The 20,596-nt window shown below is 70.9% G+C and carries 23 protein-coding genes; 11 read left to right on the top strand and 12 right to left on the bottom strand.

Annotated features, from left to right (window positions below):
* Window positions 1–50: 50 nt before the first annotated feature.
* The 6 genes from ODJ79_RS04475 to ODJ79_RS04450 all read right to left on the bottom strand — a co-directional run bounded on the left by ODJ79_RS04475 (window position 51) and on the right by ODJ79_RS04450 (window position 5,441).
* The gene (locus tag ODJ79_RS04475) at window positions 51–1,109 is read right to left on the bottom strand and encodes a sensor histidine kinase (RefSeq protein ID WP_263022018.1); all 1,059 of its coding nucleotides are present in this window, start codon (window positions 1,107–1,109) and stop codon (window positions 51–53) included.
* The gene (locus ODJ79_RS04470) at window positions 1,081–1,731 is read right to left on the bottom strand and encodes a response regulator transcription factor (RefSeq protein ID WP_263022017.1); all 651 of its coding nucleotides are present in this window, start codon (window positions 1,729–1,731) and stop codon (window positions 1,081–1,083) included. The genes ODJ79_RS04475 and ODJ79_RS04470 overlap by 29 nt, the downstream gene beginning before the upstream one ends.
* Before the next feature lie 133 nt (window positions 1,732–1,864).
* Window positions 1,865–3,058 (bottom strand): ABC transporter permease, encoded by a 1,194-nt coding sequence (locus tag ODJ79_RS04465; RefSeq protein ID WP_263022016.1) that lies wholly within the window; start codon window positions 3,056–3,058, stop codon window positions 1,865–1,867.
* The gene (locus ODJ79_RS04460; protein WP_263022100.1) at window positions 3,051–3,710 is read right to left on the bottom strand and encodes an ABC transporter ATP-binding protein; all 660 of its coding nucleotides are present in this window, start codon (window positions 3,708–3,710) and stop codon (window positions 3,051–3,053) included. The genes ODJ79_RS04465 and ODJ79_RS04460 overlap by 8 nt, the downstream gene beginning before the upstream one ends.
* A 94-nt stretch (window positions 3,711–3,804) precedes the next feature.
* Window positions 3,805–4,857: an efflux RND transporter periplasmic adaptor subunit gene (locus ODJ79_RS04455; protein WP_263022015.1), complete on the bottom strand. Its 1,053-nt coding sequence runs from the start codon at window positions 4,855–4,857 to the stop codon at window positions 3,805–3,807.
* Entirely contained in the window at window positions 4,854–5,441 is a 588-nt protein-coding gene (locus tag ODJ79_RS04450) for a hypothetical protein (RefSeq protein WP_263022014.1), read from the bottom strand. Before ODJ79_RS04450 ends, ODJ79_RS04455 begins: the two co-directional genes overlap by 4 nt.
* Window positions 5,442–5,553: 112 nt before the next feature.
* Between ODJ79_RS04450 and ODJ79_RS04445 the strand changes: the two genes are divergently transcribed.
* Both ODJ79_RS04445 and ODJ79_RS04440 read left to right on the top strand, forming a co-directional pair.
* Window positions 5,554–6,210: a response regulator transcription factor gene (locus tag ODJ79_RS04445; protein ID WP_263022013.1), complete on the top strand. Its 657-nt coding sequence runs from the start codon at window positions 5,554–5,556 to the stop codon at window positions 6,208–6,210.
* The gene (locus tag ODJ79_RS04440) at window positions 6,207–7,343 is read left to right on the top strand and encodes a sensor histidine kinase (protein WP_263022012.1); all 1,137 of its coding nucleotides are present in this window, start codon (window positions 6,207–6,209) and stop codon (window positions 7,341–7,343) included. Before ODJ79_RS04445 ends, ODJ79_RS04440 begins: the two co-directional genes overlap by 4 nt.
* Window positions 7,344–7,360: 17 nt before the next feature.
* Here ODJ79_RS04440 and ODJ79_RS04435 read toward each other — a convergent pair whose 3' ends face one another.
* Window positions 7,361–8,248, bottom strand: coding sequence for a DMT family transporter (locus tag ODJ79_RS04435; RefSeq protein ID WP_263022011.1), 888 nt, complete (start codon window positions 8,246–8,248; stop codon window positions 7,361–7,363).
* A gap of 207 nt (window positions 8,249–8,455) precedes the next feature.
* Here ODJ79_RS04435 and ODJ79_RS04430 point away from each other — a divergent pair, with 207 nt between their 5' ends.
* Together ODJ79_RS04430 and serA are read left to right on the top strand one after the other, a co-directional pair.
* Window positions 8,456–9,370, top strand: coding sequence for an aminoglycoside phosphotransferase family protein (locus tag ODJ79_RS04430; RefSeq protein WP_263022010.1), 915 nt, complete (start codon window positions 8,456–8,458; stop codon window positions 9,368–9,370).
* Window positions 9,371–9,536: 166 nt separating this feature from the next.
* Window positions 9,537–10,754: a phosphoglycerate dehydrogenase gene (gene serA, locus ODJ79_RS04425; protein ID WP_263022009.1), complete on the top strand. Its 1,218-nt coding sequence runs from the start codon at window positions 9,537–9,539 to the stop codon at window positions 10,752–10,754.
* A gap of 109 nt (window positions 10,755–10,863) precedes the next feature.
* On the opposite strand, the gene ODJ79_RS04420 is transcribed toward serA, so the two are convergent.
* The 3 genes from ODJ79_RS04420 to ODJ79_RS04410 all read right to left on the bottom strand — a co-directional run bounded on the left by ODJ79_RS04420 (window position 10,864) and on the right by ODJ79_RS04410 (window position 13,064).
* Window positions 10,864–11,583: a hypothetical protein gene (locus ODJ79_RS04420; protein WP_263022008.1), complete on the bottom strand. Its 720-nt coding sequence runs from the start codon at window positions 11,581–11,583 to the stop codon at window positions 10,864–10,866.
* Between the two features lie 370 nt (window positions 11,584–11,953).
* Complete coding sequence (locus ODJ79_RS04415; RefSeq protein ID WP_263022007.1) at window positions 11,954–12,190, bottom strand: hypothetical protein; 237 nt, start codon at window positions 12,188–12,190, stop codon at window positions 11,954–11,956.
* 217 nt (window positions 12,191–12,407) lie between these two features.
* Window positions 12,408–13,064 (bottom strand): response regulator, encoded by a 657-nt coding sequence (locus ODJ79_RS04410; RefSeq protein ID WP_263022006.1) that lies wholly within the window; start codon window positions 13,062–13,064, stop codon window positions 12,408–12,410.
* Window positions 13,065–13,284: 220 nt separating this feature from the next.
* Here ODJ79_RS04410 and ODJ79_RS04405 point away from each other — a divergent pair, with 220 nt between their 5' ends.
* The 4 genes from ODJ79_RS04405 (at window position 13,285) to ODJ79_RS04390 (ending at window position 16,948) form a co-directional block, all read left to right on the top strand.
* A complete protein-coding gene (locus ODJ79_RS04405; RefSeq protein WP_263022005.1) occupies window positions 13,285–13,779 on the top strand; it encodes a hypothetical protein in 495 nt (164 codons plus the stop codon).
* A gap of 240 nt (window positions 13,780–14,019) precedes the next feature.
* Window positions 14,020–14,616, top strand: a complete 597-nt coding sequence (locus ODJ79_RS04400; protein ID WP_263022004.1) for a class I SAM-dependent methyltransferase — start codon at window positions 14,020–14,022, stop codon at window positions 14,614–14,616.
* A 95-nt stretch (window positions 14,617–14,711) separates the two neighbouring features.
* Window positions 14,712–15,203, top strand: coding sequence for a MarR family winged helix-turn-helix transcriptional regulator (locus tag ODJ79_RS04395; RefSeq protein ID WP_263022003.1), 492 nt, complete (start codon window positions 14,712–14,714; stop codon window positions 15,201–15,203).
* Window positions 15,200–16,948, top strand: a complete 1,749-nt coding sequence (locus ODJ79_RS04390; protein WP_263022002.1) for an MDR family MFS transporter — start codon at window positions 15,200–15,202, stop codon at window positions 16,946–16,948. Before ODJ79_RS04395 ends, ODJ79_RS04390 begins: the two co-directional genes overlap by 4 nt.
* 92 nt (window positions 16,949–17,040) lie before the next feature.
* Here ODJ79_RS04390 and ODJ79_RS04385 read toward each other — a convergent pair whose 3' ends face one another.
* Window positions 17,041–17,817, bottom strand: a complete 777-nt coding sequence (locus tag ODJ79_RS04385) for a GAF and ANTAR domain-containing protein (protein WP_263022001.1) — start codon at window positions 17,815–17,817, stop codon at window positions 17,041–17,043.
* A gap of 339 nt (window positions 17,818–18,156) precedes the next feature.
* A complete protein-coding gene (locus ODJ79_RS04380; protein WP_263022000.1) occupies window positions 18,157–18,405 on the bottom strand; it encodes a DUF6158 family protein in 249 nt (82 codons plus the stop codon).
* A 64-nt stretch (window positions 18,406–18,469) separates the two neighbouring features.
* Between ODJ79_RS04380 and ODJ79_RS04375 the strand changes: the two genes are divergently transcribed.
* The 3 genes from ODJ79_RS04375 (at window position 18,470) to ODJ79_RS04365 (ending at window position 20,555) form a co-directional block, all read left to right on the top strand.
* Window positions 18,470–18,886 (top strand): hypothetical protein, encoded by a 417-nt coding sequence (locus ODJ79_RS04375; protein WP_263021999.1) that lies wholly within the window; start codon window positions 18,470–18,472, stop codon window positions 18,884–18,886.
* A 10-nt stretch (window positions 18,887–18,896) separates the two neighbouring features.
* Window positions 18,897–19,214, top strand: coding sequence for a DUF3817 domain-containing protein (locus ODJ79_RS04370; RefSeq protein WP_263021998.1), 318 nt, complete (start codon window positions 18,897–18,899; stop codon window positions 19,212–19,214).
* A gap of 414 nt (window positions 19,215–19,628) precedes the next feature.
* A complete protein-coding gene (locus ODJ79_RS04365) occupies window positions 19,629–20,555 on the top strand; it encodes a C40 family peptidase (protein WP_263021997.1) in 927 nt (308 codons plus the stop codon).
* The last annotated feature ends 41 nt before the right edge of the window (window positions 20,556–20,596 follow it).

The following is a 20,596-nucleotide window of genomic DNA, read 5'->3' as shown; positions in this document are numbered from 1 at the left end:
TGCCGGGCATCAGGCCGATGATGGTTCCGTCGGCACGGGGAGTAACGCGATCATGACAGGACTGTCATGTGACCGTCATGGAAGGACGCCTGGCGGGGAAATTCCATCCGGACCACCGTGCCGCCGGACGAGGGCACGGTGATGTCCAGCCGGCCGTTCCAGGAGCGGACGACGGCGTTCACCGTGGCCAGCCCGAGGCCGGTGCCGGAGGCGGTGACGCCCAGGCCGTCGGCGCCCAGCGCGGCGATCCGGTTGAGGTTCTCCGGGGAGATGCCCGGCCCCGAGTCGGTGACGGTGATGGTCCAGGTTTCCGGGGTGCCCGTGCCCTCCACCGAGATCGCGTCGCCGAGGTCGGTGAACTTGATGGCGTTGTCCACGAGGCAGTCGACCGCGGCCTTGAGCCGCTCGGGGTTGAACGATGCCCGGCCGATCGACGAGCACACCCGCCATCGCCGGTCGGCGGCCGGCTTCCAGCGCTCCACGATGGCGACCAGCGCGTCGTCGACGTCTGCGACCTCCCGTACGTCGGCACCCTCCAGCTGCACCAGCGTCACCAGCCGATGGGTGATGCCGGCGAGCCGGTCGAGCTCCTCGAGCACGATCGTGCTGTCGGCGATCACCGTGGGGTCCACCGCCACCGATCGCAGCAGCTCGGCGTAGCCGCGGGCGACGGTGATCGGGGTGCGCAGCTCGTGCGAGGCGAGCCGGACGAAGTGGTCCCGGGCCTCGGCCCGCCGGTGCTCGGCCTCGGCCAGCCGGGCCAGCTCGGCGTTGGTCTGCTGGCGGCGGCGGACGTGCCAGACCATGACCACGAAGACGGCGGTCATCAGCGGGACCTCGGTGGTCTCCTCCCAGCCGATCGCCCCGACGGCGGCATGGTGGAACAGCACGTAGCCGGTAGTCACGGCGACCATGCCAAGCACCCAGAGCATCGGCCGCAGCGGCCAGGTGACCAGGCCGTACGCCACCGAGAGACCGATCCAGACCAGGTGGAACGGGATGGTCTCGGCGCCGGGCAGCAGGTACATGAGCACCAGGTTGATCACTCCGGCGACCACCAGCAGCGGAATGAGCAGCGGGCTAACCCGGGAGGAAGCGATAGCCGACATTGCGCACCGTCTCCACTCGATCGGGATCGTCGAGCTTGCTGCGCAGCCGGCGTACGTAGACGTCGACGACGTTGCTGCGCGGGTCGAACATCATGCCCCACACGTCGGCGAGCAGCTCCGACCTCGTGCACGCCTGACCCACCCGCTCCATCAGGTGCCGGAGCAGCAGGTATTCCCGCTGGGACAGGTCGATCTCGCGGCCGCCGACCAGCACCCGGTGCAGCCGCAGGTCCAGCCGGACCAGGCCGATGGCGAGCCAGCGCCGCTGGGCGCCGGGCGCCGGCGCCCGCATCCGGGTGCGCACCCGGGCCACCAGCTCGGCGACCGCGAACGGCTTGCCGAGGAAGTCGGTGGCGCCGGCTTCGAGGCAGGCCACCCGGGCGCCGATCTCGGGCACCGCGGACAGGACGAACACCCGCTGCTCGGGCCGGGCACGGACGACCTTGTCCAGGACGACCGTGCCGTCGAGGTCGGGCAGCATGAGATCCAGCATGATCAGGTCGAACTCGGTGGTCAGCGCCGCTTCCAGCGCGTCGGTCCCGGTCGCGGCCCGGTCGACGGCATGGCCCTCGGCCCGCAGCGCCCGCGCCACCAGCCCGGCGATCCGGTCATCGTCTTCCACCACGAGCACCCGCCCCACGGGCCACCTCCGTTGGTGATAACGATGAAAATACGAGGCGTATCGACACGAGTGATTCGACCGTTCGGCCGCACCAGGCGACCGAACGGCCGAAGTCCACAATGGGCGAATTGCCTCAGGCGGTGGCCAACGCCTCCGTGGGCGCCAGCCGGGCCGCGCGGATGGCCGGGTAGAGGCCGGCGATCACGCCGATCACGACCGTCGCACCGACACCGCCGGCCAGCGCCCAGAGCGGCACGACCGTGGGCCACCGCTGGGTGGTCGAGTACGCCCCGGTCACCAGATATCCCAGCAGCACGCCGCCCAGGCCGCCGAGCAGCGACAGCAGCAGCGCCTCGGTGACGAACTGCACCCGGATCTGGCTCTTGGTGGCGCCGAGCGATCGCCGCAAGCCGATCTCGCCCCGCCGTTCGAGCACCGAGATGACCATCGTGTTGGCCACCCCGATGCCGCCGACCAGCAGCGCCACCGCGCCCAGGCCGAGCAGCAGGGCGGTGAAGGTCGCGTTCGTCGTCCGCTTGGCGGCCAGCACGTCGGACGGCTTGGACACCTTCACCTCGTTCGGATTCTCCGGGTTCGCGGTGGCGGCCAGCACGGCCCGCACCGACTCGACCTGGGACTCGACCGCCCGGGTGTAGAGCGTCGTCGGATGACCGTCGAACCCCAGGTAGCTGCCCGCCGCCGGCCAGCCGACCAGGACCGCGGAGTTGAGCTCCGGGGCGAGCGGCACCGGGGCGAGGACGCCGATCACGGTCCACCACCGGCCCTGCATCCAGACCGCCGGCACGTTCCCGAGCCGCCGGGCGGTGTCCGCGCCGAGCACGACCGCCGGATAGCGGTCGGTCGCCGCGTTCAGCCACGTACCGCTCGCCATCCTGGCCCCGACCGTCTTGAGCAGGTCGAGCTGCGCGGCCAGCACGCCGATCCCGCCGGTCTGCCCGGTCGGGATCTTGTCGGTGCGATACACGTGCGCGTCGTCCAGCGACCCGGTCGCCGTGGCGGACAGCACCGGACCGATCCGCCGGACCATCGCGACCGCCGTGTCCGGCAGCTTCGCGCTCTTGCCGAACATGGTCTGGCCCGGGGCGGCGGTCAGCATGTTGGTGCCGAGGGCGGCCAGCGCACGATCGAGGTCGGCCCGGCTGGACGACGAGATCCCGACCACCGCGGTCATCGCCGCGATGCCGATCGCGATGCCGAGGGCGGAGAGCACCGCGCGCAACGGCCTGGCCCGCAGTCCGGTGCCGCCGAGCCGCAGCAGGTCCGATCCCCGCAGGCGGGCCGGCCGCATAACCGATTTCTCAGACATGTGGGACCACCGCGCCGTCCCGCATCGGCACCTGCCGCGGCAGGCTGTCCGCGATCTCGTGATCGTGGGTGATCACCAGCACCGTGGTGCCGCTGTCGTTCAGCTCGCGCAGCAGCTCGACCACCCCGGCCCCGGAGACCGAGTCCAGGTTGCCGGTCGGCTCGTCGGCGAGCAGCACGGCCGGGTCGCCCGCCACCGCGCGGGCGATGGCGACTCGCTGACGCTCGCCGCCGGAGAGCTGGTGCGGGCGGTGGGTGAGCCGGTCACCCAGGCCGACGCGGACCAGCGCGGCCTCCGCGCGCCACTCCCGCTCCTTCCTGGGTACGCCGGCGTACAGCAGTCCGTCGGCCACGTTGGCGACCGCGCTCCGGCCCGGGGCCAGGTGGAACTGCTGGAAGACGAAGCCGATCCGGCGCGCCCGCAACGCCGACAGCTGCCGGTCGGAGAGCGTCGCCACGTCGTGCCCGTCGATCCGCACGGTGCCCCGGCTCGGGCGGTCCAGCGTGCCGATCAGATGCAGCATCGTGGACTTGCCCGAGCCGGACGGGCCGACGATCGCGACCAGCTCGCCGTACTCGACGGCGAGGTCGACCGAACGCACCGCGGTGACCCCGCCCGGGTACGTCTTGGTAACACCGGCCAGCTCGATCACCTCGCTCATGCTGTGCCCTCCTTTGGCATGCCCTTCTGGCCCTCGCCTGCGGCCTGAGCGCGCAACTCGCGCAAGTGCCGCTCGGTGCAGGCGGTCATACCGGCATCCCGACCTTCATTCCAGCGGCCAGGCCGTCCCCCGATACTTCGACCTTGCCGTCGGCGAAGAGCCCGGTCTGCACCGCGACGATCTTCGTGGTCGTGCCGTCGACGACCTGCACGCCGTACCCGCCCTCGGCGAGCGCGAGCAGCGCCGCGACCGGCACGGTCAGCACGTTCTTGCGCTCGGCGGCGGTGAAGCCGACCGAGACCGAGGCGTCGTCCAGGCCCTTGGGCGCGCCGGAGAACGCGATCGTCACCTCGATCAGCGTGGTGTCCGGCTCGTCGCCCTGACCCTGCTGCACGGTGGTGCCGACCTTGACGATCCGGCCGGGGACCGTCTTGCCGTCCGGCATCTCGATCTGCACGGTGGCGCCCTGGTTGGCCAGCCGCTGCGCGTCCATCGTCAGGTCGACGGTGGCGACCAGCGCGGTGCCGGTGTACTTGAGGATGTCCGCGCCGGGCTGGACGGTCGCGCCGTTCTCCGAGCTCAACGAGTCGATCCGGACCGCGGTCGGCGCGTACCGGATCTGGCTGGTGTCCACCGTGCCGGTCTTGCTGAGGCCGAGGTCGTCCTGCCAGTCCTTGACCGCGGCGGCGGTGGACGCCGTGTATTTGTCGTCGACCGTGAAGCCGCGGTAGCCGAGCGCCCAGAGGTTCTTCTCGAACTGCCGGACGTCCGCGCCCTTCACCCCGCTCTGCAGCGTCCGGTACGCCGGCAGGCTGCCGTACAGCAGCACCACCGGCTTGTTGTCGAGCCGGTAGAGCGCCTTGCCCCGGCTCACGGTCGAGCCGGTGGCGGGCAGCCAGGTGACCGTGCCGCTGCCCCGCGAGGCGAGCGTCGTGGTGTTGCCGTGGCCGAGGGTCCCGTCGTGCGACTCCCGGTCGATCAGCGTCTCCTTGACGATGTCGGCCGTGTCCGTCGCGGTGGTGCCGTTCGAGCCGCTGCTGCTCTCGGCGTCCGGCAGGTTGAAGACGGTGACCGCGGCGGCCACCGCACCGACCGTCACCACCCCGGCGACCACGCCGGCGGTCCGTCGCGCGCTCACGCCCCGTGCCCCTGGGTCGTGAGGCCCCCGCTGCCGCCGCCCAGGTGCTCGGTGTGTTGCTGCGCGCCCTTGGGCATGTACTGCGTGCAGGCCGCCTCGGCCTTCTTCCAGAGCGGGTCGTCCGGCCCGGTGCCCAGCTTCTTCGAGTCGATCGAGATCCCGCCGTCCGGGTTCGGGTCCGGGAAGTTCGGGATGCCGTTCGCCCTCATGCACTTGGCCATGTCGCGCGCCTGCTGGAGCTCTTCGGCGGTGGGCTTGTGCATCTCGCCGCCGTCGGGCATGTACTGCTTGCAGGCTTCCTGGGCCGCGTCGAACTTCGTGTGGTCCTGGCCCTTCGGGATCATGATCGAGCTCTTTCCGTTGTTCGGATCCGGGAACCACGAGATGCCGTGGGCCCGCATGCACTGGGCGAACTTCAGCGGGGCGTCCGGATCGTCCGCTTTCGCGCTCGCCGTCGCGCTCGCACTGGCCTTGGGCGTGGCGTTCTGCGCGCTGGCCACCTGCGGGTCGTTGGTCCCGCCGCGGGCGCACGCGGCAGGCGCCAGCGCCAGCACCACGACCAGACCGACCGTTCGGGTTCGCATCGGTTTCTCCTTCCTCAGTCGTCTCGGGGGAAGTAGACCGATCGCCCCGTTTCCTGGCCGTCAGCGAATGTGGTGACGCCGAGTTGACACGCGCGCGGGGCAGGATGGAGGCATGCGGATCCTGGTGGTCGAGGACGAGCCCCTGCTCGCCGACGCGGTGGCGCAGGGCCTGCGGCACGAGGCGCACGCGGTGGACGTCGCGTACGACGGCGCCGCCGCCCTCGAACGCACCGACGTCAACGACTACGACGTGGTGGTGCTCGACCGCGACCTGCCGGTGGTGCACGGCGACGACGTGTGCCGCCGGCTGGCGGAGAAAGGGTCGGAAACTCGCGTCCTGATGCTCACCGCCGCGGCCGGCGTCGACGACCGGGTCGACGGCCTCGCCCTGGGCGCCGACGACTACCTGCCCAAGCCGTTCGCCTTCCGCGAGCTCTCCGCCCGGGTCAACGCGCTCGGCCGCCGCGCTCGCCCGGCCGCGCCGCCGGTGCTGCGCCGGGCCGGCATCAGCCTCGACCCGCACCGCCGCGAGGTGCACCGGGACGGTCGCTACGTGCCGCTGTCCCGCAAGGAGTTCGCGGTGCTGGCCGAGCTGCTGCGGGCGGACGGCACGGCGGTCTCCGCCGAGACCCTGCTGGAGAAGGCCTGGGACGAGAACGCCGACCCGTTCACCCACGCGGTCCGCATGACGATCCTCAAGCTGCGCCGCAAACTGGGCGAGCCGCCCGTGGTGCTCACCGAGCCGGGAGTGGGGTATCGCATTCCATGAGACTGACCGTCCGCGCCCGGCTCACCCTCGTCTACGGCGGCCTGTTCGTGCTGGCCGGCATGGTGCTGCTCGGCGCCACGTACATCCTGGTGCAGCAGCGCCTGCCGATCGCGGCCGGCCGGGTCGGCGGGGACGTCTCGCCCGACTCGCTGCCCGGCGTGGCGCTGGAGACCCAGCCGCAGCAGTTCGTGCAGCGGGTGGTGGACGGCACCCAGACCACCGCGCTGCACACCCTGCTCACCCAGGGCCTGATCGCGCTGGCCGTGGTCAGCGCCGCCGCGATCGCGCTGGGCTGGCTGGTCGCCGGCCGCATGCTCCAGCCGCTGCACCAGATCACCGCAACCGCCAGCCGGATCGCCGCGGCACCGCCCGACGCCGACCGCGGCCTGCACGAACGGATCGCGCTGACCGGCCCGAAGGACGAGATCAAGGAGCTGGCCGACACCTTCGACGTCATGCTCGACCGCCTCGACCACGCCTTCGACGGTCAGCGCCGCTTCATCGCGAGCGCCTCGCACGAGCTGCGCACGCCGCTGACGCTCAACCGCACGCTGCTGGAGGTCGCGCTCGCCGCCGAGTCACCGTCCGAGGAGGTACGCCAGCTGGGCACCACGCTGCTGGCGATCAACGACCGGCACGGCCGGCTGATCGACGGCCTGCTGCTGCTGGCGCAGTCCGATCGCCCGGTACACGAGCGCTCCTTTGTGGACCTGGCCGACATCGTCGACCACGTGGCGGTGTCGGACACGGTAAAGGTGATCGCCGAGCCCGCCGAGGCGACCGTCGCCGGCAATCCGGAGCTGCTGGAACGCCTCGTGCAAAACCTGGTGGAGAACGGCGTCCGGCACAATCTCCCCGCGAACGGCTGGGTGCAGGTCCGCAGCTTCTCCCGCCCCGACGGATGGGCCGTGGTCGAGGTCAGCAACTCCGGCCCGGTCATTCCCCGCTACGAGGTCCCCGGCCTGTTCGAACCGTTCCGCCGCTACAACGCCGAACGCGTCCACTCCCCCGGCGCCGGCCTGGGCCTGTCCATCGTCCGGGCGATCGCGAAGGCCCACGGCGGCGCCGTCGAGGCGGAGGCGCGCGACGAGGGCGGCCTGACCGTACGGGTCGCCCTGCCCCGCGCGATTTAGTACTCGCCGGCCTCGATTCAGTACTCGCTGGCCTCGCGCAGCCGGTTGCCGTGCGGAAAGTCCAGCGGCTCGGCCGGGGCCGCCGATGCGGCCGGCGTGGCCGTGCGGCGGGACAGGCCGATCACGCCGAGCGTCATCACGACCGCGGCGACCGCGACCACCACCCGGCCGGCGGCGCCGAAGCGGAAGCTCTCGTCGAACAGCAGGATGCCGGCGATGGCCGCCACGATCGGGTTGGCCACGCTCACCGTGGCCAGCGGCGTCGCCAGGCCGGCGCCGCGATAGGAGAGCTGGCCCAAGAGGTAGCCGCCGGCGGAGAGCAGCACCACCATGCCGGTGAGGAACACCGAGACCGCCCGGACGCCGTGCTCCAGGAACGCGGTGAGCAGGGCCTTGCACAGCACCGACGAGATGCCGAAGGCGACGCCGGCCGCGGTGGCCAGCAGCATGGCCCGCCAGCGGGCGGAGTGGGTGATCGCGGCCGCGGTGGTGAGCACCCCGACGCCGGCCAGGGTGAGGAAGCTGACGTACCGGCCGGCGTCCTCGGCGAGCAGGGCCGGCTCGGTGGACTCCACCGAGAGCGACAGAATCAGGGCCAGGCCGGCCACGGTGAGCGCGGCGTCGATCCAGGCGGGCAGGCCGATCCGCGCCCGATAGCGCAGGGCCGAGATCGGCAGCGCGAACAGCAGGGTCAGGGTGCCCAGCGCCTGCACGACGGCGAGCGTGCCGAAGTTGAGCGCGAGCACGTGCAGACTGACGCCGCCGGCGGTGAGCACCAGTGCGACCGCCCAGCGCCCCAGGCCGCGATGGCGGTTCCAGGCCAGCCGCTCCTGGGCGACGGCCGCGCCCGCGTAGCTCGCGGCGGACAGCACGGAGAGAGCGACAGCCCACGCAAGCGACCCCATGCACACCCCTCTTCGAGCTTGCCTCAGCGACCCACCACTCATGCTCGCGATTTCCCACGATTCAGGCGTCATCCCCCAGAGGTAAAAGATCCGTACGCCGGATGTGGTATCTACCCCGAACGCCGCCATTCGGCTTGATCTTCCCGCGACGTCTTCCGCGACGAAACCCGGTCGCCGTTCGCCGGACGCTCTGCCACGATCGGCCCCATGACTGAGGCGAGGGTGCGAATCGGCTGGCACGACCTGCCCGAGGCCGTCCGCTCCCGGTCCGAGGAGATCATCGGCGACGGCCGGGTGGTGTCGGCCGTCTCGCAGGCCGGCGGCTTCTCCCCCGGCACGGCCGACCGGGTGGTCACCGACTCCGGCCGCCGCGCCTTCGTCAAGGCGGTGACCCCGGCGATCAACGTACGCTCCGCCGAGCTCGCCCGGCAGGAGATGCGGATCACCGCAGCGCTGCCCGAGCACGCCCCGGTGCCGCGCATGCTGGGCGGCTTCGACGACGGCGAGTGGGTTGTGCTGATCCTCGAGGACGTGGACGGCGCCAACCCGCGTACCCCCTGGGTGGAGAGCGAGATCGACGCGGCCGTGCGCGCTCTCGCCGAGCTGGCGGCCGCGGTCACCCCGTCCCCGGTGCCCGGCGTGCCCACCGCGGTCGACGCCGCGGCGGGCGACTTCGCCGGGTGGCACCGGATCGCCGCCGACCCGCCGGGCGACCTCGACCCCTGGCTCGCCGAGCGACTCGACGACCTGTGGGCCGCGGCCGACCGTGGGGTGGCCGCCATCGCGACCGGCGACACGCTGGTGCACTTCGACATCCGGGCGGACAACATGCTGATCCGGCCGGACGGGCGGGTCATGATCGTCGACTGGCCGTGGGGTTGCGTCGGGCCGGCCTGGCTCGACCGGCTGCTGCTCGGGCTGGATGTGATGGTCAAGGGCGGCGACCCGGCCAGGGTGTTCGAGGGCATCGATCCGGGCGTGGTCACCGACGTGATCGCCGGGATCGACGGCATGTTCGAATACGTGTGCCGGCTCCCTCCGCCGCCCGGCATCCCCACCGTTCGCGCGTTCCAGCGGGGCGCCGCCGACGCCATCCGCCCCTGGCTGCGCGAGCGTCTCTGATCCGACCGCCGCCGGGAGCCGTGACCACCCGCGGGCGGTTACGGCGATCTCCCCAGATGGGAGGTCCGGCACACCCGCCCGGACCGGGCCCGGCCGCGCACTAGGCTGGGGGGTCTGGGCTTCGGCGTGGCGGCCCGGACCGGCCAAAATTCTCACGAAACGGAACATGATGAGCGACCAGGCCAAGGTGCGAGTCCTGCTGTTGGAGAGCATCCACCGCGACGCGGTGTCCCGGCTCGAGGCCGAGGGATACAGCGTCGAGTCCGTCCGCAACGCCCTCGACGAGTCCGAGCTTCTCGAGCGCATCCGTGGCGTACACCTGCTGGGCATCCGCTCCAAGACCAAGGTGACCGCCAAGGTCCTCGAAGCGGCCGACAGCCTGGTCGCGGTCGGCGCGTTCTGCATCGGCACCGACCAGATCGACCTGCACGCGGCGTCCGCGGCCGGGATCGCGGTCTTCAACGCACCGTTCTCCAACACCCGCTCGGTGGTCGAGCTGGCCATCGCCGAGATCATCGCGATGACCCGCCGGCTCACCGAGAAGAACGCGCTCATGCACGAGGGCGTGTGGGACAAATCGGCCGAGGGCGCGCACGAGATCCGCGGCCGCCGGCTGGGCATCGTCGGGTACGGCAACATCGGCACACAGCTCTCGGTGCTCGCCGAAAACCTGGGCATGCACGTCTCGTTCTACGACACGGCCGACAAGCTCGCGCTGAGCAACGCGCACCGCTGCGCCTCGATCGAGGAACTGCTGGAGACCTCGGACGTGGTGACCCTGCACGTCGACGGCCGGCCGGGCAACGCCGGCTTCTTCGGCGCCGAGCAGTTCAAGCGGATGAAGCCGGGCGCGCTGTTCCTCAACCTGTCGCGCGGCATCGTGATCGACCACAGGGCCCTGCGCGACGCGCTGACCAGCGGGCACATCTCGGGCGCGGCGGTCGACGTCTTCCCGACGGAGCCGAAGGGCCGCGGCGACGAGTTCCTCTCCGAGCTGCGCGGCCTGCCGAACGTCATCCTCACCCCGCACATCGGCGGCTCGACCGAGGAGGCGCAGTCCGACATCGGCGACTTCGTGGCCAACAAGCTGGCCCATTTCGTCAAGGACGGCAACACCACGCTGAGCGTCAACCTGCCGGGGGTGGCGCTGCCCGAGCAGAGCGGCATGAGCCGGATCGTGCACGTCCACATCAACACGCCCGGGGTGCTGGCCAAGGTCAACAGCATCCTGGCCCAGCACGAGGTCAACGTCGAGGGCCAGCTGCTGAGCACCCGCGGCGAGTACGGCTACCTGATCACCGACATCAGCGGCGGGTACGCCGACGACGTGCTCGAGCAGCTGCGCAGCATGGAGCAGACGGTCCGGCTGCGCGTCCTTTCGTAGCCGCCGGGGCTCCAAGCACGTAGCGCCGGGGCTCCTAAGCACGTGGTGCCGGGGCTCCTAAGCACGTGGTGCCGGGGCCCCTGAGCAGGTAGCGCCGGTCAGGCCCGGGTCACGCGTTCTCCACGGTGAGCGCCGTGATCCGGGCGCCGGCCGTCACGTCGTACCGGTCGGTGGTGTTCCAGCCCTTGGGGGTCAGCGTCGAACCGGCCGCCATGTCCTTGAGCGTGCGGCTGCCGGCCACCACGGTCTGCGCGCCCCCGCCCAACTTGATCCGCATCGGGTTGTCGGCCGGCGACTTGAGCACCAGGTTGTCCACCGCCCCGTTGAACTTCAGCGGCACGGTGCCGGTCGGGCGGGCCAGCGTGAGCTGCACCTGCTTCGCTCCGGCGACCATCTCGACGCCGCTGACCTGACCGCCGCTGACGTCGATGAGCTGCTTCTCGGCGTACCCGGAGAAGCGCAGCTGCCAGCGCACCTTCGCGGCCAGCACCACCTCGATCTCCCCGCCGGTGCCGTCGCCGTCCTTGCTGACCTGCAGCTTCACGGCGTCGTCGCGGATCGTGGGGCTCGGCCGGATGCCGGCGTCGTCCGGTGTGGAGATCCGGTAGAGGTCGTCGCCGAGCTCGCCGATCGTCACGTGCACCGAGGTCGCGCCGGCCAGCAGCTCGAAGCTGGCCTTGCTGCGGTTGTCCAGCGGCGCGGAGACCGTACGGGTCTTGGCGCCGCCGGCCCCGAGTTGCAGCACGCTGGTGAGGTCCTTGTCGTCGCCGGCGAAGTAGGCGACCCCGGCGATCGAGCCGAGTACCAGCACGAGCGCGCTGAGCAGCACGATACCGACGGTGACGGCGCGCGACTGTCGCGGCGGCGGCGTCTCGGCCCCGGCGCGCTCGGCTACGCGATGCTCACGCGACGGCGCGCGCATCGACGAGGCCGGCGGACGATCGCCACCCCGATGCTCACCCCACGGCGAACGCACCGAGGAGCCCGGCGACCGATCGCCACCGCGACGCTCACCCGACGGCGAACGCACCGACGAGGCCGGCGAGCGGTCGGCGACACGATGCTCACCCGACGACGCCCGTAGCGCGCCGGACGGCGCGGCCGGCGAACGCTGGGCGACCCGCTGCTCACCCGAGGGCGCCCGCAGCGCGCCGGAGGGCCCTCGTAGCGCGCCGGAAGCCTGGTCCGTCGTGTCGGGATCAAGACGAGGAGGCGGCGGCCAGCTCGCGCCGGACGCCGCCGGTGCGGGCGGCGCGGAGGTCGGCCCGTGCCGGACCGGAGAGATCGGCCCCGCGGAAAAGCCGTACGATGCCCGGCTTGTCCCACTTGGTGTCGCTGGCCCGTACTCCGGCGGCTCCGGTGAGCGCGACGGCGGAGGCGGAGGCGGCTCGGCCTTGGAGAACACCGGCGGAAGCCCAGTACCCTCCGTGGACCATGAACCACCGGTGGTAGCGGCGGCCGGCGGGCGAGCGACCGGGCGGCGGTAAAGAGTGTCCCCACGCGAGTCGGCTGCGGCCACTTCGGACGCGGCGGCGTCATCAGCTACCCGGTCCATGGTTCTCCCCTGTCGCAATCGCCGGCAACCCGGCTACCCCGAACAGAGGTACGTATTCGAACTTCTTCCGGATGAGTGCTGGCCAGAACTACTTAGCGTTACTGCCGGCCGGGTCGGATCAGGCCCCGCCGGGTGGCGATCGCGACCGCCTCCAACTGGCTGTGCGCGCCGAGTTTCGCCAGTACAGCCTTCACATAGCCGCGGCAGGTGTGCAGGCTGATGCCGAGCCGCCGGGCGATGGCGCGAGCGTCCAACCCGGCCGCCATCAGGTGCAACACCTCATCCTCCCGCACGGTGAGGCCGCTGCTACGCGGCGCGACCGCCGGAGAGGTGCTGCGCAGCAGCCGGGCCAGGATGTCGGTGGAGACGGTCATGCCGCCGCCGTGCGCGGTGCGCAACGCGTTGAGCACGTCACCGAGCGCACCGTTCTTGGAGAGGAAACCGGCTGCGCCGGCCGCGGTGGCCCGCCCGACGAGCGCGCCCTCATCACTGGCGGTGAGGATCACCACACGAGTGTCCGGCTGGCGAACGCGAATCAGCTCGGCGATCGCAATGCCGTCCGCATCGGACAGATCGGGATCGAGGAGGATCACGTCCGGAACCAGCTGTGCGGCCAGCTGAAGCGCCTCCGCGCCGGTGCGTGCGTGTCCCACGTACTCGAGGTCGGGCTGGCCTGCCAGCGCATGTCCGAGCAACTCGGCGAACGTCTGGTGGCCGTCGACGACGAGGACGCTGATCGCTACGCCGTTGTTCATGCGCCACCTTTCAAACCGAACGGACCTCGGGAAGTCTAAGGAGTACCAGCACTGAACTTTGCCCTACCAACAGGCTGCCGCGGCGTCGGCCGGATCCCTTCCGTCAGTACGCCCGGCAGAAGGATGCGCCCAAGCGGTCGCGATCACCAGTCTTTCGGTTGAGGTGCCCCCTAGCATTGGGCCTTGCCGGTCAACTTTGCCAGACGCAGAGTTTCTATTCATGTTCGACATCCAGCTCTTCGGTCGCGTCGAGGTGCGTACCCGGGGCGTTCGCCTTTCGGGCGCCGACTTCGGCGGCGACCGGCCTCGCCACCTGCTCGCGTTGCTCGCGCTGCGTGGCGAGGTGTCCATCTCGGAGTTGGCCGAGCTGCTGGGCACGGGCAAGAAGTCCGTCGAGGCCGACTTGTCGGTTCTTCGGGCACATCTGGAACCGGGCGTCAATCCGCGCGAATCGGTAATTCTCGCGCACCGCGGCCGCCTGCGGCTCGACCCCGAGCGGGTCCGGATCGACGTGGCTCGGTTCGACGAGCTGATCGCCGCCGCCGCGAACCGCCCCGCCGACCGCGCGGTCAAGCCGCTCACCGCCGCCGCGTTCCTCGCTACCCACCCCCTGCTGGCGGACGAGGACGAGCCGTGGGCCGCCGAGTCCCGCAGCGAGTACCGCGCGAAGCTGCTGATGGCCTGGCCGCCGGCCGCCGAGGTCGCGGCCAACTAGCGCAGCGCCGCCGGCTGAGCGGCCACCCAGAGCGCGCCGCCGCCGGCTGAGCGGCCACCCAGAGCGCAGCGCCGCCGGCTGAGCGGCCACCCAGAGCGCAGCGCCGCCGGCTGAGCGGCCACCCAGAGCGCGCCGCCGCCGGCTGAGCGGCCACCCAGCGCGCGGCGCCGCAAGCGAATTGACGCCCGGGCCGCGGGCGAATTGGCGCGCGCAGGCCGCCCGGTGACGCAGAATCGCCGGGTGCCGTTCCCGACCACGCTGCTCCCCGTGCCGCTCGCGCCCGAGATCTCCCTGCATCTGGTGGATCGCCCGGTCGGCCTCTTCGACCTGACCGGCAACGAGTACCGCAGCGACCGGCCGCCGCCGTTCTGGGCTTTCGTCTGGGCCGGCGGCCAGGCCCTGGCGCGGTACGTGCTGGACCACCCCGAGACGGTCCGCGGCCGGCACGTCGCGGATCTCGCCACCGGCTCCGGCGTCGCCGCGATCGCCGCCGCCCTGGCCGGCGCCGCCGCGGTGACCGTCACGGACGTCGATCCGGAAGCGGTCGCCGCCGCGCACCGCAACGCGGCCGCCAACCACGTCACGCTGAGCGACGGCGAGACCGACCCCGACGTGATTCTCGCCGGCGACGTCTTCTACAGCCCGACGGTCGCCGAGCAGATCGACCGGCAGCTACGGCGGTGGCGGCAGAGACAGAAACAGGTCCTGGTCGGCGACCCCGGGCGGGGCTTCTTCCCGGAGCGGCTGTTCGAGCCCCTGGCGGAGTACACGGTGCCGGTCGCCGCCGCGCTGGAGGAGGCCGACGAGCTGACGACCACCGTTTGGCGGATGCGATAGGCGTCACCTTCCGTAGCGCGGTCGGGTGAATGCTTTGGCCATACAACAAGTTGTAGGCTGCATGCATCATTCAAGCTCGGCCTAGGCGGCATGAAGTGAACGAAGCGGCCGAAAACACCCGGCCCGAGGCGCGCCTCGCCGACGAGATCATGCGGTTCTTCCGGCTCGGCGCGCGCGCAAAGGGCATGCTCAACAGCGGGGACCTGGGTGCGGAGTTCTCCGCCTTGATGCTGCTGTTCCCGCTGCGGTTCCTCGGCCCGATGCGGGTCACCGACCTCGCCGAGGCGAAACAGGCCGACCCGTCCACCGTCAGCCGCCAGGCCGCCCAGCTGGTGAAGGCGGGGCTGGTCCGGCGCGAGGCCGACCCGGAGGACGGGCGCGCCGCTCGCCTGGCGATCACCGAGGACGGCCTGGCCGCCTGCCGGAAGTTGCACGACGCCCGCGAGGCGTTCCTCGCCGAGGTGCTGGGCAGCTGGCCGGCCGAGCGCGTCGAGGCGTTCGTCGAGCTCTTCATCGAATTCAACACCGCGGTCGAGGCGCGTTTGCGTAGCGAGCCGGCCGCGCCACCACAACGGGAGCACGCGTGAGCAACCCCTCCGCCGCCGCGCCGCCGGACAAGGCCGGCTCGGCGGACTTCACCCATCGCCAGATCCTCACGGTGCTGGGCGGCCTGATGATGGGCATGTTCCTGGCCGCGCTCGACCAGACGATCATGGCGACCGCGACCCGGACCATCGCCGACGACCTGAACGGCTTCAACCTGCAGGCCTGGGCCACCACGGCGTTCCTCATCACGTCGACGATCAGCACGCCGCTCTACGGCAAGCTGTCCGACATCTACGGCCGGCGGCCCTACTTCCTGTTCGCGATCGGCATCTTCATCACCGGCTCGATGCTCTGCGGCCTGTCCCAGAACATGTACGAGCTGGCCGCCTTCCGCGCCATCCAGGGCATCGGCGCCGGCGGTCTGATGTCGCTGGCGCTGGCCATCATCGGCGACATCGTGCCGCCCCGCGAGCGGGCCCGCTACCAGGGCTTCTTCCTCGCCGTCTTCGGCACCGCGAGCGTGCTCGGCCCGATCCTGGGTGGCTTCTTCGCGGGCGCCGACACGATCCTGTGGGTGGACGGCTGGCGCTGGGTCTTCTACCTGAACGTGCCGATCGGCATCGCCGCCATGGCCGTGGTCGCCAAGGTGCTGCACCTGCCGCACCACCGGGTCGACCACCGGATCGACTGGCCCGGCGCGATCGCCCTGATCGTCGGCCTGGTGCCGCTGCTGACCGTGGCCGAGCAGGGCCGCGACTGGGGCTGGGACTCCGGCTGGGCGATCCTCTGCTACGTCATCGGCGCGGTCGGCCTGATCGCGTTCATCATCGCCGAGCGCGCCTACAAGGACGAGGCGCTGCTGCCGCTGCGGCTGTTCAACAACCGCACGGTCAGCGTCGGCGCGGCCTCCAGCGCGATCCTCGGCATGGCGATGTTCGGCGGCCTGATGACCGTCCCGCTGTACCTGCAGATCGTGAAGGGCTCCTCGGCCACCATCGCCGGCCTCCAGATGATCCCGTTCGTGGTCGGCATCATGGCCGGCTCGATCACCGCGGGTCAGCTGATCGCCCGCACCGGCCGGTACCGGATCTTCCCGATCATCGGCAGCAGTCTGATGGTCGTGGCGCTCTTCCTGTTCACCCGGATCGACGCGGACACCGCCCTCTGGAAGACCATGCTGATCATGGTGGTGATGGGCCTCGGCCTGGGCGGCAACATGCAGCCGATGATCACCGCGGTGCAGAACGCGGTGAACCCCCGGGAGATCGGCGTCGCGACCAGCTCGGTCACGTTCTTCCGGTCGATGGGCGGCACGCTCGGCACGGCGGTCTTCCTCTCCGTGCTCTTCAACGTGCTCCCCGATAAGATCAAGGGGGCGTACACCTCGGCCGCGTCGACCACCGAGTACCAGCAGGCCCTGCGCAGCCATCCCGAGCAGGCCAAGGCGCTGCAGGCGGCGACCGGCAACGGCGACCTGAGCGACACCTCCTGGATCAACCGGCTCGCCGACGCGATCGCCCACCCGTTCAAGGTCGGCTTCTCGGAAGGCATCCAGGTGGTCTTCGTGATCGCCCTGGCCGTCATGATCGTCGGCTTGATCGTGGTCTTCTTCCTGCCGGAGATCCCGCTCGCCCACCGCTCGGCCCAGGCCCAGCGCGAGGCGGACATCCTGGCCGCGGAGAACAGCGACGGCGTCCCCGGCGAGGTCGGCGCGGGTCCGCTCCGCGACGAGCCGGAGGAGCCGGACACCCCGGTCACGGTCGGCAAGGACGGCACGTCCAGCTAAAGATCAAATTCGGTTTCCCGTACGCCGGAAGCACCGCACCGCGAGCCCGGGCCGTTCACGCGGTCCGGGCTCGCCGTCTCTTGGTCAGACGGTCAGGCGTTGCGTGCGGCGGCCTTGATCAGACGGTCGGCAACGGCCCGCCGGTCCAGTCCCAGCCGCTGGGCGGTCTCGCCGAGCACGTCGTAGGCCTCGCGGACGCCGCAGCCGCGCTGCGCGATGATCACGCCGACCGCGCGGTCGACGATGGCGGCGTCGGTGCCCGACTCGTCCCGCCGGCGCAACTCGCTGAGCAGCACCTCGGCCTGGTTGACCAGCGCCATCGCGGTCAGCAGCTGGTCCGGCCCGAGCCCGCCGGGCGTCCGGAGGTAGAGGCTGACCGCACCCACCTCGGCGCGCAACACGTCCAGCGGCACGGCCACCACCGACCGCACCCCGGCCGCCCGAGCCGGCTCGGCCAGTAGCGGCCAGCGCTCGTCGCTCGCCAGGTCGGCCACCGTGACCAGGGAACGGGACCGGGCGGCGTCAAGTCCGGGGCCGGTGCTCGACGCGTACTGGATCTCGTCGACGCCCTCCCCGGACGGCCCGGCGGCGGTGCGGGTGAGCGGCTCGCCCTCACCGATCAGCGCGACCGAGCAGCGCACCGTGCCCGGCACCGCGCCGACCACGAAGGCCGCCAGGCGATCGAGCGCCGAGGCGAAGCTGTCGGCGCCGAGTAGCCGCACCGACAACTCGTGCAGGAGTCCGGCGAGTTCGACCGCGTGCGGGCCGCTCAGGACCGTCGCACGCGCGCCACGGGCGCGGGCGCGACGGCTCAGCAGGCGAGCGGGGCCGCGCTTCGGCGCAGAAATCCGGCGATTCGGGGCAGACACGCGGGGCATATTGCCATGACCATCGACGCGCACAGAAGCTAGATGCCCCTATCGTGTGGTTTCGACAGCAGTCATGGATCACGAGGTACCCCACCCGGAAGGGCCGTGAAACCCGTCGGCGCCCCCGAGATGACCTCGGAGGCGCCGTACGAGATGTCGGTGTGCATGTCGCCTCTCGGCGAGTGGCACGACACGGTTCCAGCCGAACGGTATTCCGTGAAGGCATTAGTGGTGAGGCCCGGGGACACTGGACACACCGACATCTGTACAGAACCGTCGGTCGCCGCCCATGATTCCATGAGTCAGTGTGACCCATGCCACACCACACGGGGCGTCTTCTCAGAACGCCTGGGTGAGGCGGCTCGGGTCGACCTCGCGGCCCGGGTAGCGAGCCATGTACTCGGTCTCCAGATCGGCCGTGCGGCGGAAGTGGTTGTCCAGGGCCGCGTCCGGGCCGTGCCGCAGGGTGGCGAGCCGGGCGCGGTAGAGGCTGGCCAGCTCACGGAAAAGGTCCTGGTCGCCGAGGGTGGCCGGATCCACCCCGAGCTCGGGGCCGGCGTTGGTCATCGCGATCCCTCCGTTGGTCATCACCTGGTGGAACTCCCTTGCCCGTGCCGCGGATCACCAAACCCTCGCCGGTACTCTCGTGGGCATGAAGGGGCTGTGGACGCCGGCATGGATCGTCCGCCACGTCCTCGCGCTCGCCGCGATCGCGGGCTGCCTCGCGCTGGGCTGGTGGCAGTTCAGCCGGGCCAGCGGGGGTAACACGCTGAGCTGGGGCTACACCTTCGAGTGGCCGGTCTTCGCGGGGTTCTTCGGGTTCCTCTGGTGGCGTGAGGTCCAGCTGGTCCGCCACCCGCCGCAGCCACCGGCGGAGGACACGGCCGACGAGCCGGAGCGGCTCCCAGGCGCGCCTGTTACCGTCGGCCGGCCGGTCCGGGTCGCCATCCAGGCGCCGCCCGCCGCGGACGACCCCGAGCTGGCCGCGTACAACGACTATCTAGCCTGGCTGGCCGCCCACCCCGGCGCCCGCCCGGCCGACTATCCGGGCTACTCCAAACAGAATTAGGAAGCGCACCGTGCAGGGAGCACTCACCCGTTACCGCATCATCGCGTGGATCGTCGGCGTCGTACTGCTCGTGCTGGTGCTGGTCGGCATGCCGCTCAAGTACCTCGGCGGCGACGACACCGTGGTCGCGATCGTCGGCCCGATCCACGGCTTCCTCTTCATGGTCTACCTGGCCCTGACCTTCGACCTGGCGCGCCGGGCCCACTGGCCGTTCCCGCGGATGATCCTGGTGATGGCGGCCGGCACGATCCCCTTCCTCTCGTTCTGGGCCGAGCGTAAGGTCACCACCGTGTGGGTTCCCGCGCAGCTGGTGAAAAGTCCAGTTTGAGGGTCGAAATAACCCGCAGTTTTCGTCGAATGACAATGCGTTATCGGGATCAATAACGCATACCTGGCCTTTTCCTTAATTCCCGTGCAGAGAACTTGATTTTGTTTGGCGCGCCGATAAGTTGGTGCGGTTGGTTCGGTCCGCAGCCACGACCCCTCGGGTGGCGCCGGCCAACGCCGCCGAATCGGCGCGGCGTCCAGCACGCTCTCCCCCGGGCGTGCCCGGCAGTCGCGACGGGCCGGGCAACCGTGTTTCCTGGGGTGAATCCGCGCGAGCGGTAGGGCCTTCTTCCCGCCCACGCCTCCACCGGAAACGTGGGGCGTCAGCTGACCCGGTAGGCGGCCGAGCGGAAGAAAGGCCAGCAAACCGGTGCCACACCCCCGTACGAGGCTTCGGGCGCTCCTGGTCGCGGCGATGTCGATCGCGATCACCGGAACCATGGCGACCGCGGCACCCGCGGCGCCCTCCGCGAGCGACCTCAAAAAGCAGATCGACACCGCGTCGAACCAGCTCGAGGACATCACCGAGTCGTACAACAAGCTCAACATCGACCTGAAGAAGACGGCCGCGGACGAGAAGGCCCTCGAAGCCTCGATCGGCCCCACCAAGGCGAAGCTCCTGGTCGCCCAGGGTCAGGTCAACACCATCGCCAGCAACGCCTACATGCAGGGCCGGATCGGGCCGATGAGCGCGCTGCTCGGCAGTGACCCGGGTGGACTGGTCGAGCGGCTCAGCTACCTCGACGCGATCAGCCGCGCCAACCAGCGGGACATCGACGACTACACCAACACCACGGCGACCTTCGACGAGCGCAAGGCCGAGCTGAAGACGGCGGAGGCCAAGCAGGCGGCGCAGCTCAAGGCGATGGACGCCCGCAAGAAGACGATCGAAGCGAACATCAAGAAGCTGCGGGCCATGCGCGTTCAGCTCTATGGCAGCGCGACCGAGACCGGTCAGGCGGGCGCGGCGGGCCCGGCGCCGGCCATCTCCGGCAAGGCCGGCATCGCCGTCGACTTCGCCTATGAACAGGCGAACAAGCCCGCGTACTACGGATACGGCGACTCCGGGCCCGACAAGTACGACTGCTCGGGTCTCACCATGGCCGCCTGGGCGAAGGCCGGGAAGTCGCTCCCGCACAACGCGGCCGCGCAGTACAGCGCCACGGCGCGCATCTCCCGGTCGCAACTGCAGGCAGGCGACCTGGTGTTCTATCGCAGCCTCGGCCACGTCGGCCTGTACGTCGGCGGCGGCATGATCATCGACGCGTCCCGCGAGGGCGAGCCGATCAAGAAGAGATCGATCGACATCATGACGCCGTACGGCTACGGCCGCGTGCGGTAGCCAGGCGCAAAGAGCCGAGAAGGCCGGTACCCGATCGGGTA

Source organism: Actinoplanes sp. KI2 (assembly GCF_025630775.1).
GTDB lineage: Bacteria > Actinomycetota > Actinomycetes > Mycobacteriales > Micromonosporaceae > Actinoplanes.
The sequence above is the reverse complement of the archived record's forward strand: the minus strand, read 5'-3'. Positions and strand labels throughout refer to the sequence as shown.